Here is a 13324-nt window from a genome sequence, read left to right on the forward strand (position 1 = left end):
CATGACTTAGGTCGAGAGGCTCCCAGCTAGACTACTGGGTTGATAGGCGGGATGTGGAAGCGAGGACTAAAGACTCGTGAAGCTGACCCGTACTAATAAGCCGATAACTTGATAACACCCAAAATTGTGCTGGTATCCAGCACAGGTGCACGCGTCCACTTTGTAGTTCCCGATTTACGGTCGGGAACAAAAACAAACCACTACCCCCACATCACACCCGGCAACGGATGTGGTCACGGGGGGGGAAGCATGTTTGTTGGAACACCCAAACGAGAAATCGAATGATGTTTCGGCGGCCATAGCGAGAGGGAAACGCCCGGTCACATTCCGAACCCGGAAGCTAAGACTCTCAGCGCCGATGGTACTGCAAGGGAGACCTTGTGGGAGAGTAGGACACCGCCGGACTTAACTTAGTAACACCCAGAATGGCCACCCACACAGGGTGGCCATTTTGCGTTAACCCACCACAACCGCAACACTTCACACAGAACTGATGACGGGCAGTCAGTCCAGCATTGTGACCAAGCGCTGCACCGTTGCCCAGTTGCGAGCCGTACCCACGGGGGAGCCGGCGCGAACGCGCAGCAGCTCGCTGGCGAGACGGCTAGTACCCAGTCCGTGCGGTGTGTGGAGATAGAGGAAGCGGCCTCGAACGACTGCGCGGTCGTCCGAGCCTGCGGCGCGAAGCCGCTCCTGGGTGTCGATGACGTCCTGTGTACGCGCGTCGTCGAGGGGGTCGCGATAGAAGACCACGTGCACGCGCCGGGCGTCGAGCTCGGTGGGGAACGGGGTGGTCGCATGCGCCGTGCGGAGGTCGTGCGCCGTCACGACGACGACGGCTATCGCGAAGTCGGTGCGGGCGAGGATGGCATGCTCCAGGGCGTCGGCGATTCGGGTCTCGTCGGGCTCGGAGCATCCAAAGGCCACATTGCCGCTCTGGATATGGGTCGCCACATCGCGGTACCCGAGGGTACTCACGAGCGCCCGCAGGTCGGCCATGGGCAACCGGTTGTGGCCGCCGACGTTGACACCCCGCAGCAGGGCGACATGAGTGCGCATGGGGAGGACTGTACGCGGTGGCGCAGCTGCGTGGCGGGCCGGTCAGTCCACGACGCGGCGCAGGATGGCCATCGAGTTGGGGATGAGGCGTGCGTCACCGTCGGTGTACCCGGGCCTGACCCACATCTGGGTGGCGAACTGCATGATCGCCGTCGTCAGCGTGATGATCATCTCGGCATCGTCGATGGCGTCGGGGTCGTCGTTCACCACGCGTCCGTCGACGGCCATGCGTCGCAGGATGATCGGGATGTAGGCGCGTTCCATCTCGTTGACGTCGCGCATCCTCGCGCTGAGCAGGGCGGGGTCGCTGGCGATGACCAGGCGGCGTTCCCGGAACAGGTCGCGGTCCTGCGACTTCGGCGTGAGCGCCCCCTTCATCAGCTCGACGAAGTCCTCGAGGATGCTCGGCCCCGTGCTGGCCACGAAGGCCGCGACGTTCTCCGCGCTGGCCACGGCGGGGGGCGGGCCCAGAATGGCCCCCTGCTTCGAGCCGAAGTGATTGAAGAAGGTGCGCCGCGAGCACTTGCCGGCCTCGCAGATCATTTCGATCGTCACGTTCTCATAGCCGTGTTGGATCGAGAGGTCGATCGCGGCGCGCTCGATGCGATCGCGCAACGCCCGGGACTCTGCCGTGATGTCGTCGTGGTGCGCCATGGCGGTCACTCCTCGTCGCGAGCATTGGCGGCTGCGCCGAGTGGAGCACCGAAAGTTAAAGATTGGTGGGGTCGGCCCCCCGGCAGACCCCACCCCCGCGATGGTGCTGGCGCCGTCCCCCGACCGCGCCCTGCATCCATCACCTGGTTAATTCCCCACAGCATTCCCTGGCCGCATTGCGTCACAGCTCACCCTCAGTCGCATGACGCGCCAACCCGAATGACGCGTCACTGCGTTCTCGCCCGTAGTCTCACCGCGAGCGGAGAGGAGTCAGGTGCTCAGTGGTTCTGCACCCGGTGCATGCACCCGGTGCATCACCTACTATTCGTCATCCGTAGAGGGAATACAGTCGCATTTTAGGAGGACATTCGGGGTACATTTTGAGACCGTATCGGCATACATGATCGGCGAGCGTGTGGTGGCGTGATGCGCCCGAAGTACGAGGCGGCGAGGCGCGAGGCGGCGAGGCGCGAGGCGGCGAGGCGCGAGGCGGCGAGGCGCGAGGCGAAGCGCGGCGCGATGAGGTGTGAAGCGCGCGGGCGTCAGTTCGCGTGCAGTGACCGGGTGAAGAACCCGCGCACGACGGCGACGGACGCGACGACGCCCCACACGGGCAGCCAGAGACCCAGGGTCATGATCGCCATCACGAGGTGGAGCCCGTTGTTCGGTCCTGTCGGCCAGACCACGGGCCGGGGCTGCATGTCGGGGTCGAGGTCGGGGTCGAGGTCAACGCCGGACGCCCGCTCCGGATCAATAGCGGGAACGAGTCGCAGGATGGGCGCGTAGTAGTCGGTCCAGTCGCGACCGTCGAACCAGCGCCTCGTCGTGTCATCGATCTCGTACCAGCCGGCCGGAGCCGTCGCGACGACGAACAAGCCGTCTGTCGGCGCCACCAATTGCGTTACGCGTGCCTCGGACATCGCTGCCCCCCAATCCCCCGATTTAGCTTCAGGGTAGGCGTAATGACGCCCGATACACCAGTCCCTCGAGCGAGTGCCCCCCGTTTCGGGGTGGTGGGAATCGACATCGGCGCGACACGCCCGACCTGGCCAACCACTACATCTAGTGGAATGACAGGACTGTAGTTAGGGTTATATAGTGGGTAAGCACGACGCCGGAATGAATGGCTCGTGAATGTGAAGGCTCGGAGAACCACACGCCGCAGCCACATGACGGCCAACGGCCACATGACGGCCAACAGGGCCCCAGACGTGAAGGAGAACATTATGGACAACGACAGCTACGTAGGCGGCTACGAAGTACCCGTCGACCCAATGGATCTTCTGCAGTGCGACAGCTGCCAGTAGGCACGCAGTCAACCTGATGCCGATAGGCATCGGCTGCTAGCCAGATCCACCCGAAGCCCGAGTGACCATGAGGTCGCTCGGGCTTTGTCATGCGCGAACGGTGTCGGGGCCTTGCGTGGCTAGGCTTGACGGTGTGCCAGTAAATCCCGACCTCCAGGGCCGCGTATTCGCCCCCGTTCCCCCATACCTGGTGGGGAGGGAGAAGATCCGCGAGTTCGCCACGGCCGTTCAGGCCATCGCGCCCGTGCACTTCGACCCCGCCATCGCGGTCGCCGCCGGCTACCCCGACGTCGTCGCGCCGCCGACCTTTCCCGTCGTCGTGCAGGAGGCCACCCTCGCGCAACTGCTCGCGGAACCCGATGCCGGCATCGACTTCTCGCGGGTCGTGCACGGCGAGCAACGCTTCGCCTACACCCGGCCCGTCGTGGCCGGCGATGAACTCACCGCGACGTTGACGGTGACCAGCATCAAGACCCTCGGCGGCAATGCCATGGTCACCGCCGAATCCGCGATGACCGCGGCCGACGGCAGCCACGTCGTGACCGCGACCTCCACCCTCGTCGTGCGAGGCGACTCGTGACCGGCGCGGATGCCGGGCAGGCGGGTTCGCTGCCCGCGACGGGCGATGTGGTGGCCGAAGCGACCTATCACCTGACGCGCGACTCCTTGGTGAGGTATGCCGGGGCGTCGGGTGACTTCAACCCCATCCACTACCGCGATGACGTCGCCGAGGGGGTCGGGTTGCCCGGGGTGCTCGCGCACGGCATGCTTACCATGGGTACCGCCATCCAGCCGGTCATGGAGTGGCTGGGCACCCGCGGTCGCGTCGTCGAGTACGGGGTGCGATTCACCCGTCCCGTCGTGGTGCACCCCGTCGATGGAGCCTCGATCACGGTGACGGCGACGGTGGGAAAAGTGGATGCCGCGGCATCCGAGGTCCGCATCGACCTCACGGTCTCGAGCGGTGGATCCACGGTGCTGGGCAAGGCGCAGGTGCGCGTCGCCCTCGATTCATGACTCACGCTGACACCCTTTCGGGGTACACCACCCTCCGCGTCGGCGGAACCGCACGCGAGCTGCTCGCCCCGGGCACGCGTGCCGAGCTGATCGACGTCGCGCGCGAGGTCTGGGCCTCGGGCGAGGAGTGGCTCGCGCTCGGCGGTGGCTCGAACGTGCTCATCGGCGACGACGGTTTCGACGGCACCGTCATCCGGACCACGACCCGCGGTATCGACGAGGTGGGGCGCGACGGCGACACCGTAACCCTGCGCGTGCAGGCGGGAGAACCGTGGGACGAGATGGTCGCGCACACCGTGCGGGCCGGACTCGCCGGAATGGAAGCCCTGTCGGGCATTCCGGGATCGTGCGGTGCGTCGCCGATCCAGAACATCGGCGCGTACGGTGCCGAGCTCTCCGACAGCCTGGTGTCGATCGAGTTCCTCGACTACCTGAGCGGCGAACTCGAGACCATCCCGGCCGACCGGCTCGGCCTCGGCTACCGCACGTCGTCGCTCAAGCGCGGGCGCCGCGGCATCGTGATCTCGATCGATATTGCCCTGACCGATGACGGCGCGCTCAGCCGCCCCGTCGCCTACGACCAGCTGGCGTCGGCGCTCGGCGTATCGCTGGGCGACCGGGTGCCGGTGCAATCCGTGCGCGACACGGTGTTGTCGCTCCGGTCGTCGAAGGGCATGGTGCTGGATGCCGCCGACCCCGACTCGGTGAGCGCCGGATCGTTCTTCACCAACCCGATCGTCACCGAGAGTTTCGCCAGGACCCTGCCGTGGGACGCCCCGCGCTGGCCGTCGGACGACGACACCGTCAAGGTCTCTGCGGCCTGGCTGATCGAGCGGGCGGGTATCCGACGCGGCTTCGCCCTGCCCGGCTCCGGCGCCGGCATCTCGAACAAGCACACCCTCGCGATCATCAATCGGGGGAGCGCCACCGCCTCGGACGTCGCGGAGCTCGCGCGGTTCATCATGGAGCGCGTGCGCAATGAGTTCGGGGTCTCGCTGCAGCCGGAGCCGGTGTACGTCGGCATCGACCGGTAGCGGGGGCTTCGGCCGGCGGATCCGGTCGTGAGAGCCGGTCCGGGGAGTCGTTCGGGCGAGCCGGTCAGGCGTCCTTGCGGATCCAGCGGAAGGTGAGCCTCGTGAGCACCAGGCCGACCACCAGCCACAGGCCGGTGACGATGGCGATGCCGGCGTGGTCCCAGCTGCCGCCCTGCTCGAGTGCCTCGAACGACTGCGGGAGGAAGACCGAGCGCATGCCCTGCGCGAGCCACTTGAGTGGGAAGACGCTGGCGACGGTCTGCAGCCAATCCGGCAGCTGGGTGAAGGCCAGGTAGACACCCGAGATGAACTGCAGCACGAGCGTGATGGGGATGATCACGGCGGTGGCGCTCTTGCCGGTGCGGGGCAGTCGTGACAGGGCGATGCCGAGGATCGCGCACGTGGTGACGCCGAGCACGAACACCCAGGCGAACGTCACCCACAGCGCGGGGTCGGTGGGCAACGGAACCGAGAACACCGTTGCGGCGACCAGCAGCAGGAGCGCGGACTGCAGGGTGCCCGTCACGAACACCTGGCCGATCTTGCCGATGAAGTAGCTGATCACCGGCAGGGGCGTTCCGGCGAGGCGCTTGAGGGTACCGTCACTGCGTTCGATCGCGATGTCGATCGACATGTTCTGCAGGCCGCTGAGCAGGATGCCGGCGGCGAGCATCCCAGGCAGGTAGTACTGCGCCGCGTTCACCTCGGTACCGTCTGGCGTGACGGCGAAGCTGCCTTCGCTGAACGCGACCGAGAAGATGGTGAGGATGACGACCGGGAACAGGAAGGTGAAGAACACCGAGTCGCCCTGCCGAAAGTAGCTGCGCACCTCGTAGGCGACGCGGCTCGCGCCGAGCGTGAGGGTGCGGCCGGGGGCGAGGGTTCGGGACGGGGCCCGGGTGGTCGTCATGACGCGGCACTCCTGGTCACCGGCGCCGCGGCATCCACCCTCGCCTGGCCGTTCTCGCGGGGGGAGCGACCCTGCTCGAGCGCGGCCAGCATGCCGAGGTAGACGTGCTCGAGGCTGGGGCGGGTGATCTCGATGCCCTCGGGTTCGATGCCGCCGCCTGCCTCGACGATACGGGCGACCTCGATGGCGGGGGTCGCGGTGCGCACCTCGTGCGTGGTGTTTCCGGTGCGCCACCGCACGATGGGCACTCGCGCGTCGGCACCGCCGATCTCGTCGACACCGCCGATGTCTATGAGCCTGCCGTCGGCGATGACCCCCACCCGGTCGCTCAGTTGCGCCGCCTCGTCGAGGTAGTGGGTCGTGAGCAGGATGCTGGTGCCCTCGTCGCGGAACGACCGGATGAGGTGCCAGAAATCCCGGCGGGCCTCGGGGTCGAAGCCCGTGGTCGGTTCGTCGAGAAACAGGAGCTCGGGCCGGCCGACGATGCCGAGCGCCACGTCGACGCGCCTGCGCTGGCCGCCGGAGAGCTTGCGAACCAGGCTGCCCGCCTGCTTCTCGAGGCCGACGGCGGCGATCACCTCGTCGACGTCGCGCGGGTGGGGGTAGAAGCCCGCGAAGTGGCGCAGCTGTTCGCGCACGGTGGCGCTGCCGCTCTCGCCGGTGCCCTGGAGCACGATGCCGAGCCTGGCCTTCCAGTCGAGTCCGCCGCGCTGCGGGTCCTGGCCGAGAACCGTCGCCTCACCGCTGGTGCGATCCCGGTACCCCTCGAGGATCTCGATGGTGGTGGACTTGCCAGCCCCATTCGGGCCGAGCAGGGAGAACACCTCGCCCCGCTCGATGTCGAAGCTCACGCCGTCGAGGGCGACGGCGGGCCCGTAGCTCTTGCGGAGGTCGCGCACGCTGACGACGGGATCGGATGCAGTCATGGCTCCATGCTGGCGGCAGGAGCGCCCGGCCACAACCGCGGCCGGGCGCCCGGTGGCGCGTGCGCGTCAGTAGTCGGATTCGCGCCGCCGCGCCGCCCGCACGACTGCCCCGATCGCACCGGCGACCACGAGGAGGGCACCGAATCCGACCACGGCCCAGACCGTGACCTCGGCGGTGATGAACTCGGGGTCGATGGTGCTGACGGTGAACGCGAGGGCGGCGACGATCAGCAGGATGATCCCCCACACGATAGTGGTGGCACGGGGGCGGAGGGGCTCCGGTGTACGGTCAGCGGTGCCCATGGTGCTGGCGCTGGTGGTGCTGGTGTTGGTGCTGCTGTTGCCCAGGCGCTCGCTGCTGCTGCGGTCGCTGCTGTTGCTGCTGCCGCCGCGGTCGGTGGTGCCGTATGAAGTGGTGTCGTTATCAGTCATTGCCGTTTCCTTCGGTCTGGTTGGCCCTGATCACGCGCACCTCGCCCGCGCCGAGCACGACGGTCAGGTCGATCGATCGCGTGGCCGCCGTCCAGTCGTCGTCACCGCCTACGGGGTAGCGCTCGGAAAGCCGGCGGAGAACGCCGTCATTGTCGACCCCGAAGCGCTGCCCGGTGTCGCTCTGGATGGACCCGGCGCCCACGGTGGCCTCGACGGTCGCGTATTCGTCGGCGGGGAGGATGACCGTGAGGTCGCCCGCGCCCATGACCATGCTCACGTCTGCCGGGTTGTTGCGTGGGTCGTCGACGCTGCCGCCGGCGTCGTAGAACTCGCGCAGGTCGAGGGTCACGTCTCCGACCCCGATCACGAACCCGTTGGGGTTCTGCGACGCGTCGGCCGTGGAGTAGGCCGGGGTGTAGGTGATCTGCCCCGCCCAGTCGAAGCGGGGATCCTGCGGGGAGAGTCCCGCGACGAGCAGGGGGACCAGCAGCACGATCGCGACACCGGATGCGCCGCCGGAACGTTTGCCGAGCACGCCGTTGACGATGATGCCGGCGGCCAGCACGCCCAGGGTGACACTGAGGCCGGTGAATACGACGGGGGCGTCGTACCGACCGTCGCCCAGGGCCAGCACCGTGAGGCCGCCTGCCACGAGTGCCAGGCCGATCACGACGAACGAGTAAAGCGGGTTCGACCTGGTGCGGGCGCGCTCTGCGCGGTCTGCGGCGGCGCGGGCGAGGCGTTCAGCCCGGGCCCTCGCCTGGGCTGCCTGTGCGGCCGCGTGTCGATCGGCCTGCTGCTGGCGCTTGAACGCGGCGTTCTGCGCGGTGAACAGTGCCTGCTGCTCGCGCCACGCCGCGAACTCCTCGGCGGAGGCGTCACGGGCCGGGGCGGGTGGCGCTGTCGGCGGAGTCGGACCGGTCGGCGCGGTCGGCGCGGTCGGACCGGTCGCTGCATACGGTGCAGGCTGATCAGCCGACGAGGTCGGGGCCCCGAAGGCCATCGGCGTCGTCGCGTTCTGCGCGGCATCGGCGGCCGTCGTGGCGGGATATCCGGAGAGGGGCACGGTGGCCGCGGCATCCACCCCATACCCGGGTGAATACGACGCGGGATACGGGGTCGTGTATGCCGCGGTGGCCGGAGCGTCGGACGCTGAACCGTAGGGGGTATCGCGGGGAGGGGTGGGGGCGCCGAACGGCGGGTCGGTGGGGCTGCCGGAGCGCCTGGCCACCCAGACGACGAAGACCACGATGGCGGCGAGGACGATGATCGTCCAGATCGCGCGGCCGACGGAATCTCCCCAGTACGGGTCGCCCTGCCAGTCGGAGCCGAGCGACCAGAATCCCTGCGCCACCGGCAGCATCGACAGCAGCACGAGCGCGCCGATGCCGGCGATCGGCGATTCGATGCGGCCGCGGATGAGCTGCTCGAGCTGGATCTTGCCCGTGCCGTCTGGCAGGAGTAGCCACGCCGCGGCGTACAGCAGCAGCGCGGGCCCGCCGAGCACGGCGAGCACGACCACGATTCCGCGCACGATGATCGGGTCGATACCGAGCCGCTCGGCGATGCCCGCGCACACGCCGCCGAGCCAGCCGGGGCGGCGGGGCAGGTCGATGTCGCGCAGCCATTCGAAGAACCGGTTGGAGCCGGGGGGTGGGGTGGGGCCCGTGCCGCCTGCGGTCGTGCCGCCGGGGCCGCTCGTGCTGCCTGCGGTGCTCGTGCTGCCTGCGGTGCCGGGGGTGCCGGGGGGCGGGGTGTCTGTGCCGTCGCCGGGTGATTCAGTAACCATGACTCGATGATGGCCTCGGCAGGCGCGTCGGGGCGATGGGGGATGACCCCGATTGCACCCTGATCTTCACCCTGACCGGTGCGATCTCACCGTCGCCCTCTGCTTGGATCGAGTGGTGACGACACCGCGAACCAGGCCGCCCCTCGTGCGCCCGCGCCACGTCGTCGTCGGCGGGGTCAGTGAAGCGCTGGCCGTTCACCTCGGGTGGTCGACGCGAGTGGTGCGACTGGTGATAATCGCGCTCGCCGTCGCGGGGGGCGGGGGCGTGCTGCTCTACCTGTGGCTGTGGGCGTTCGTTCCCCTCGAGGAGCAGGGCGCCGATGCCGTGGCCCCGGATCCGTCGATGGTGGATGCCGCTGCCGTGCGCCGCCGCGCCCCGGTCGCCGCGCTGCTCGTGGCCGTCGCCGCCGTATCGGCCGCGATCGCGTTCGGCTCCCTCGCCACCGCGGAGGGCACCGCATCGCTGGCCCTCCTCGGCGTCACCGCGGCCGGCGGCCTCGCCGTCGCGTGGAGCCTGTACTTCGACCGGCACGACCCCGGGCGCTCGCCGCGGTACGGCACCGGCATTCGCATCGCCGCGGGCGCGCTGCTGTTCGTCGCCGGGGCGGTCGCCCTCGCGAGCCGCCCGAGCGCGGTCAATGCCGTCATCGGGGTGGGGCTGGTCGTGCTCGCGGTGGCCGTGGTCGTCGCGCCGCGCGTCGTGACCCTGTGGACCGAGCTCATGCGCGAGCGTTCCGCCAGGGTGCGCGAGGAGCAGCGGGCCGAGATCGCGGCGCACCTGCACGACTCGGTGCTGCAGACCCTCGCGCTGATCCAGAACCGGGCGGGCGCCTCGAGCGAGGTGGCCCGCATCGCGAGGGCGCAGGAACGCGAACTGCGGGACTGGCTGTTCGCGGCCGACGAGCCGGTCGCAGCCGACCTCGCCACCGAGCTGCGCCGGGTCGCGGCATCCATCGAACTGGATTTCGCCGCGCGCATCGACGTGGTCTCGGCCGGCGTGCCGGACGGGCTGGCATCGGCGGGAACCGCATCGGCGCCCCTGCTCGCGGCGGCCAGGGAGGCCATGCTGAACGCCGCCAGGCACGCCGGCGGAGACGTGTCGGTGTATATCGAGTCACTGCCCGCATCGACCGACGTGTTCGTGCGCGACCGCGGGCCGGGCGTCGACCTCCGCGCACTGCCGGCCGACCGGCTCGGCATCCGCGAATCGATCGTGGGGCGGATGATGCGCGCCGGGGGCACGGCGACCGTGCGACCGGGTGCCGGCGGGGTGGGGACCGAAGTACATTTGCGGTTGGAGGTAGACCGTGATTGAGGTGCTGATCGTCGACGACCATTCGATCTTTCGGTCGGGGCTGCGCAGCGACCTCGACGCGTCGCTCTCGGTGGTCGCCGAGGCGGCATCCGTCGACGAAGCGGTCGAGCTGATCGCCCAGCACCGGCCACGCGTGGTGCTGCTCGACGTGCACCTGCCGGGTGGCGCGGGAGGCGGGGGTGCCGAAGTCATCCGACGCTCCAGCGCGCTGCTGGGTGAGGTGACCTTCCTCGCGCTGAGCGTCTCGGACTCGGCGGAAGACGTCGTCGGGGTGATCAGGGCGGGCGCCCGCGGGTACATCACCAAGGGCAGCTCCGGCGCGGAGGTCTCGCGGGCCGTCGCCGCGGTGGCCGGTGGCGACGCGGTGTTCTCGCCGCGACTGGCCGGGTTCGTGCTCGACGCGTTCGGCGCGGTCGCGGGGGAGCAGGCCGAGACCAGCGACGAGCTCGACCGACTGTCGGCCCGCGAGCGCGAGGTGATGCGCCTCATCGCCCGCGGCTACTCCTACCGCGAGGTCGCCACCGAGCTGTTCATCTCGGTCAAGACCGTGGAGAGCCACGTCTCGGCCGTGCTGCGCAAGCTGCAGCTGTCGTCACGCCACGAACTCACGGCGTGGGCGCTGGAGCGCAAGCTTCTCTGAGGGTCGTCAGCCCCAGACCGTGCTGACGAGCGAGCCGAGCAGGTTGTCGGTCGGAAAGTTCGCTTGCCAGACGGTGATGACCACCGAATCGCGCAGGAACACGGTGTCGCCGACCTCGACCGGGTACTGCTCGTCCTGCCGTACCCGCTGGCAGCGCTCGCCGCCCTCGACCGACGTGCACTCGAAACCGTCCGCGGGAAGCGACGCCAGGTACAGGGCCGCGATCGCCGGGTCGACCGTGGCCATCTCGACGGTGAGGCCGGAGATGTCGGCTCCCGGGTCGCGCCAGATGCAGCGCAGCTGGGTCTGGCTCGCGATGACCTGCCCGGGGGTCGCGCCCTCGGCCGGCGCGACGGGGTCGACCCGCCCCGTCGGGGTGAAGTACTCCCCGCCCTCCTCGCCGACGACCCCCGGGTCATTGAGCGGGGTGCCCTCGAACGTCGATGCGTAGGTCTGCGGGTCGACGATCGTCTCGCACGCCTCGGGAATGACCGGGGTGGATGCCGCGGCGTCCGGCGACGCGGAGGGCGACGGTGACGCCGAGCCGTCGGTCGACTCCCCTGGCGACGCGGACGACCCGCCGGTCGACGATGCCGACGGTGTCGGCGACCCCGAACCACCGGTGGCGCACCCGGTCAGCACGAGGAGCGAGACGAGTACTGCTGCTGACCGCCGGACGCGCTGCTGCATAGTCATCTCTCTACGCGAAGAGTCGCTGCAGTCGCTGCACGCCCTCGAGGAGCGCGTCGTCGCCCAGCGCATACGACAGCCGCACGTAGCCGCTCGGGCCGAACGCCTCGCCGGGCACCACCGCGACCTCGGCCTGCTCGAGGATCAGGTCGGCGAGCTCGAGGGAGGTGGTGGGGGTGACCCCGCCCCACTCGCGGTTCAGCAGCCCGGTGACATCGGGATAGACGTAGAAGGCGCCCTCGGGAGTGGGGCACACCAGGCCGTCGATCTTGCTCAGCTCGCGAACGATGGTCGTGCGTCGCCGGTCGAAGGCGAGGCGCATCTCCTCGACGGTATCCTGCGGCCCGGTCAGCGCGGCGATCGCGGCACGCTGCGAGATGTTCGACACGTTCGACGACAGGTGCGACTGCAGGTTCGACGCGGCCTTCGTGACGTCGGCGGGGGCGACCATCCAGCCGAGGCGCCAGCCGGTCATGGCGTAGGTCTTCGCGACACCGTTCACCAGGATGGTGGTGTCGGCGAGGGCGGGAACCGCCTCGACGATCGAGATCGCGCGGGCGCCGTCGTAGACGAGGTTCTGGTAGATCTCGTCGGCAACGACCCAGATACCGTGCTCGAGTGCCCATTCGCCGATCGCGCGGGTCTCGTCCGGCGTGTACACCGAACCGGTCGGGTTCGACGGCGACACGAAGAGCAGCACCTTGGTGCGGGGCGTGCGGGCGGCTTCGAGCTGCTCGACCGTGACCCGGTAGTCCTGGTCGGCCCCGGCGAAGACCTCGACGGGGATGCCGCCAGCGAGGCGCACCACCTCGGGATACGTGGTCCAGTACGGGGCGGGCATCAATACCTCGTCACCGTCGTCGACGATGGCCGCGAATGCCTCGTATACCGCCTGCTTGCCACCGTTGGTCACGATGACCTGGCTCGCGGGAACGGTGAGGCCGCTGTCGCGGCGGGTCTTCTCCGCGATCGCCTCCCGTAGCTCGGGGAGGCCGGCAGCGGCGGTGTAGCGGTGGTTGCGCGGGTCGAGCACTGCGGCGGACGCGGCCTCGACGATGTTCGGTGGCGTCGGGAAGTCGGGCTCGCCCGCGGCGAAGCTGATCACGGGCCGTCCGGCGGCCTGCAGGGCCTTGGCCTTCGAATCGACCTTCAGGGTCGCGGATTCGGCGATCGCGGCGATGCGACGGGAGATACGGGGCAGGGGGGCCGCGGGGGCCTGGGGCGAAGAGGTGTCCACCCTGCCAGAGTACCGACCCGCACCTGCGCTCGGAGGGTGCTGGCTTTACAGCCCAATCGGGGTGACCTAGACTGACTCCCGGTAGTGCAAATCTGCCATGCTTTTGTGTGCCCATTTTTGTGGCCGACATTCGTGACTGCCCCATCGTCACATGCATGGTGGTCTCGCTCCGAAGGGCGGTGGCTCAATTGGTAGAGCAGCGGTCTCCAAAACCGCAGGTTGCAGGTTCAAGTCCTGTCCGCCCTGCAGCTCGGTTCATGCGACAGAGCAGTGTTCAGGTCGCATGGAAACAAATAGAGGCCGGTCGGTGCAGG

At 68.9% G+C, this 13324-nt stretch carries 14 protein-coding genes, 1 tRNA gene and 2 rRNA genes; 8 read left to right on the forward strand and 9 right to left on the reverse strand.

Going from position 1 to position 13324, the window contains the following annotated elements; translation table 11 throughout:
• Together G5S38_RS15535 and rrf are read left to right on the forward strand one after the other, a co-directional pair.
• A 23S ribosomal RNA gene (locus G5S38_RS15535) occupies nucleotides 1-116 on the forward strand; the annotation flags it as partial.
• Between the two features lie 172 nt (nucleotides 117-288).
• Nucleotides 289-405 (forward strand): 5S ribosomal RNA (gene rrf, locus G5S38_RS09575).
• Between the two features lie 99 nt (nucleotides 406-504).
• Here the strand turns inward: rrf and G5S38_RS09580 are convergent.
• The 3 genes from G5S38_RS09580 to G5S38_RS09590 all read right to left on the reverse strand — a co-directional run bounded on the left by G5S38_RS09580 (nucleotide 505) and on the right by G5S38_RS09590 (nucleotide 2606).
• Entirely contained in the window at nucleotides 505-1059 is a 555-nt protein-coding gene (locus G5S38_RS09580) for a DUF1697 domain-containing protein (protein WP_165067823.1), read from the reverse strand.
• 42 nt (nucleotides 1060-1101) lie between these two features.
• Nucleotides 1102-1713: a TetR/AcrR family transcriptional regulator gene (locus tag G5S38_RS09585; RefSeq protein ID WP_165067825.1), complete on the reverse strand. Its 612-nt coding sequence runs from the start codon at nucleotides 1711-1713 to the stop codon at nucleotides 1102-1104.
• Nucleotides 1714-2255: 542 nt separating this feature from the next.
• On the reverse strand, nucleotides 2256-2606 hold the full coding sequence (locus tag G5S38_RS09590; RefSeq protein ID WP_165067828.1) for a hypothetical protein: 351 nt from the start codon (nucleotides 2604-2606) through the stop codon (nucleotides 2256-2258).
• A gap of 547 nt (nucleotides 2607-3153) precedes the next feature.
• Here G5S38_RS09590 and G5S38_RS09600 point away from each other — a divergent pair.
• The 3 genes from G5S38_RS09600 to G5S38_RS09610 are packed head-to-tail and all read left to right on the forward strand — an operon-like array spanning nucleotide 3154 to nucleotide 5071.
• Nucleotides 3154-3600 carry an FAS1-like dehydratase domain-containing protein gene (locus G5S38_RS09600; RefSeq protein ID WP_165067830.1) on the forward strand — a complete coding sequence of 149 codons (447 nt, stop codon included), beginning with the start codon at nucleotides 3154-3156 and terminating at the stop codon, nucleotides 3598-3600.
• Nucleotides 3597-4037: a MaoC/PaaZ C-terminal domain-containing protein gene (locus tag G5S38_RS09605; RefSeq protein WP_235928993.1), complete on the forward strand. Its 441-nt coding sequence runs from the start codon at nucleotides 3597-3599 to the stop codon at nucleotides 4035-4037. Before G5S38_RS09600 ends, G5S38_RS09605 begins: the two co-directional genes overlap by 4 nt.
• On the forward strand, nucleotides 4034-5071 hold the full coding sequence (locus tag G5S38_RS09610) for a UDP-N-acetylmuramate dehydrogenase (RefSeq protein ID WP_165067832.1): 1038 nt from the start codon (nucleotides 4034-4036) through the stop codon (nucleotides 5069-5071). Before G5S38_RS09605 ends, G5S38_RS09610 begins: the two co-directional genes overlap by 4 nt.
• 64 nt (nucleotides 5072-5135) lie before the next feature.
• On the opposite strand, the gene G5S38_RS09615 is transcribed toward G5S38_RS09610, so the two are convergent.
• From G5S38_RS09615 to G5S38_RS09630, 4 genes are all read right to left on the reverse strand, one after another.
• The gene (locus tag G5S38_RS09615; RefSeq protein WP_165067835.1) at nucleotides 5136-5981 is read right to left on the reverse strand and encodes an ABC transporter permease; all 846 of its coding nucleotides are present in this window, start codon (nucleotides 5979-5981) and stop codon (nucleotides 5136-5138) included.
• A complete protein-coding gene (locus tag G5S38_RS09620; RefSeq protein WP_165067837.1) occupies nucleotides 5978-6907 on the reverse strand; it encodes an ABC transporter ATP-binding protein in 930 nt (309 codons plus the stop codon). Before G5S38_RS09620 ends, G5S38_RS09615 begins: the two co-directional genes overlap by 4 nt.
• A gap of 66 nt (nucleotides 6908-6973) precedes the next feature.
• Nucleotides 6974-7339, reverse strand: a complete 366-nt coding sequence (locus tag G5S38_RS09625) for a BCD family MFS transporter (protein WP_165067840.1) — start codon at nucleotides 7337-7339, stop codon at nucleotides 6974-6976.
• Nucleotides 7332-9128, reverse strand: a complete 1797-nt coding sequence (locus G5S38_RS09630) for a PspC domain-containing protein (protein WP_165067842.1) — start codon at nucleotides 9126-9128, stop codon at nucleotides 7332-7334. The genes G5S38_RS09625 and G5S38_RS09630 overlap by 8 nt, the downstream gene beginning before the upstream one ends.
• Before the next feature lie 115 nt (nucleotides 9129-9243).
• Between G5S38_RS09630 and G5S38_RS09635 the strand changes: the two genes are divergently transcribed.
• Together G5S38_RS09635 and G5S38_RS09640 are read left to right on the forward strand one after the other, a co-directional pair.
• Nucleotides 9244-10443 carry an ATP-binding protein gene (locus G5S38_RS09635; RefSeq protein ID WP_235928994.1) on the forward strand — a complete coding sequence of 400 codons (1200 nt, stop codon included), beginning with the start codon at nucleotides 9244-9246 and terminating at the stop codon, nucleotides 10441-10443.
• Nucleotides 10436-11083, forward strand: a complete 648-nt coding sequence (locus G5S38_RS09640) for a LuxR C-terminal-related transcriptional regulator (protein ID WP_165067847.1) — start codon at nucleotides 10436-10438, stop codon at nucleotides 11081-11083. Before G5S38_RS09635 ends, G5S38_RS09640 begins: the two co-directional genes overlap by 8 nt.
• Nucleotides 11084-11089: 6 nt before the next feature.
• On the opposite strand, the gene G5S38_RS09645 is transcribed toward G5S38_RS09640, so the two are convergent.
• Entirely contained in the window at nucleotides 11090-11779 is a 690-nt protein-coding gene (locus G5S38_RS09645) for a hypothetical protein (protein ID WP_165067850.1), read from the reverse strand.
• A gap of 4 nt (nucleotides 11780-11783) precedes the next feature.
• The gene (locus G5S38_RS09650) at nucleotides 11784-13010 is read right to left on the reverse strand and encodes a pyridoxal phosphate-dependent aminotransferase (protein WP_165067852.1); all 1227 of its coding nucleotides are present in this window, start codon (nucleotides 13008-13010) and stop codon (nucleotides 11784-11786) included.
• A 173-nt stretch (nucleotides 13011-13183) separates the two neighbouring features.
• On the opposite strand from G5S38_RS09650, the gene G5S38_RS09655 reads away from it, so the two are divergent.
• Nucleotides 13184-13256 (forward strand) — tRNA-Trp (locus G5S38_RS09655).
• The last annotated feature ends 68 nt before the right edge of the window (nucleotides 13257-13324 follow it).

The organism is Marisediminicola senii, assembly GCF_011057645.1.
GTDB classification, from domain to species: Bacteria; Actinomycetota; Actinomycetes; order Actinomycetales; family Microbacteriaceae; genus Marisediminicola; species Marisediminicola senii.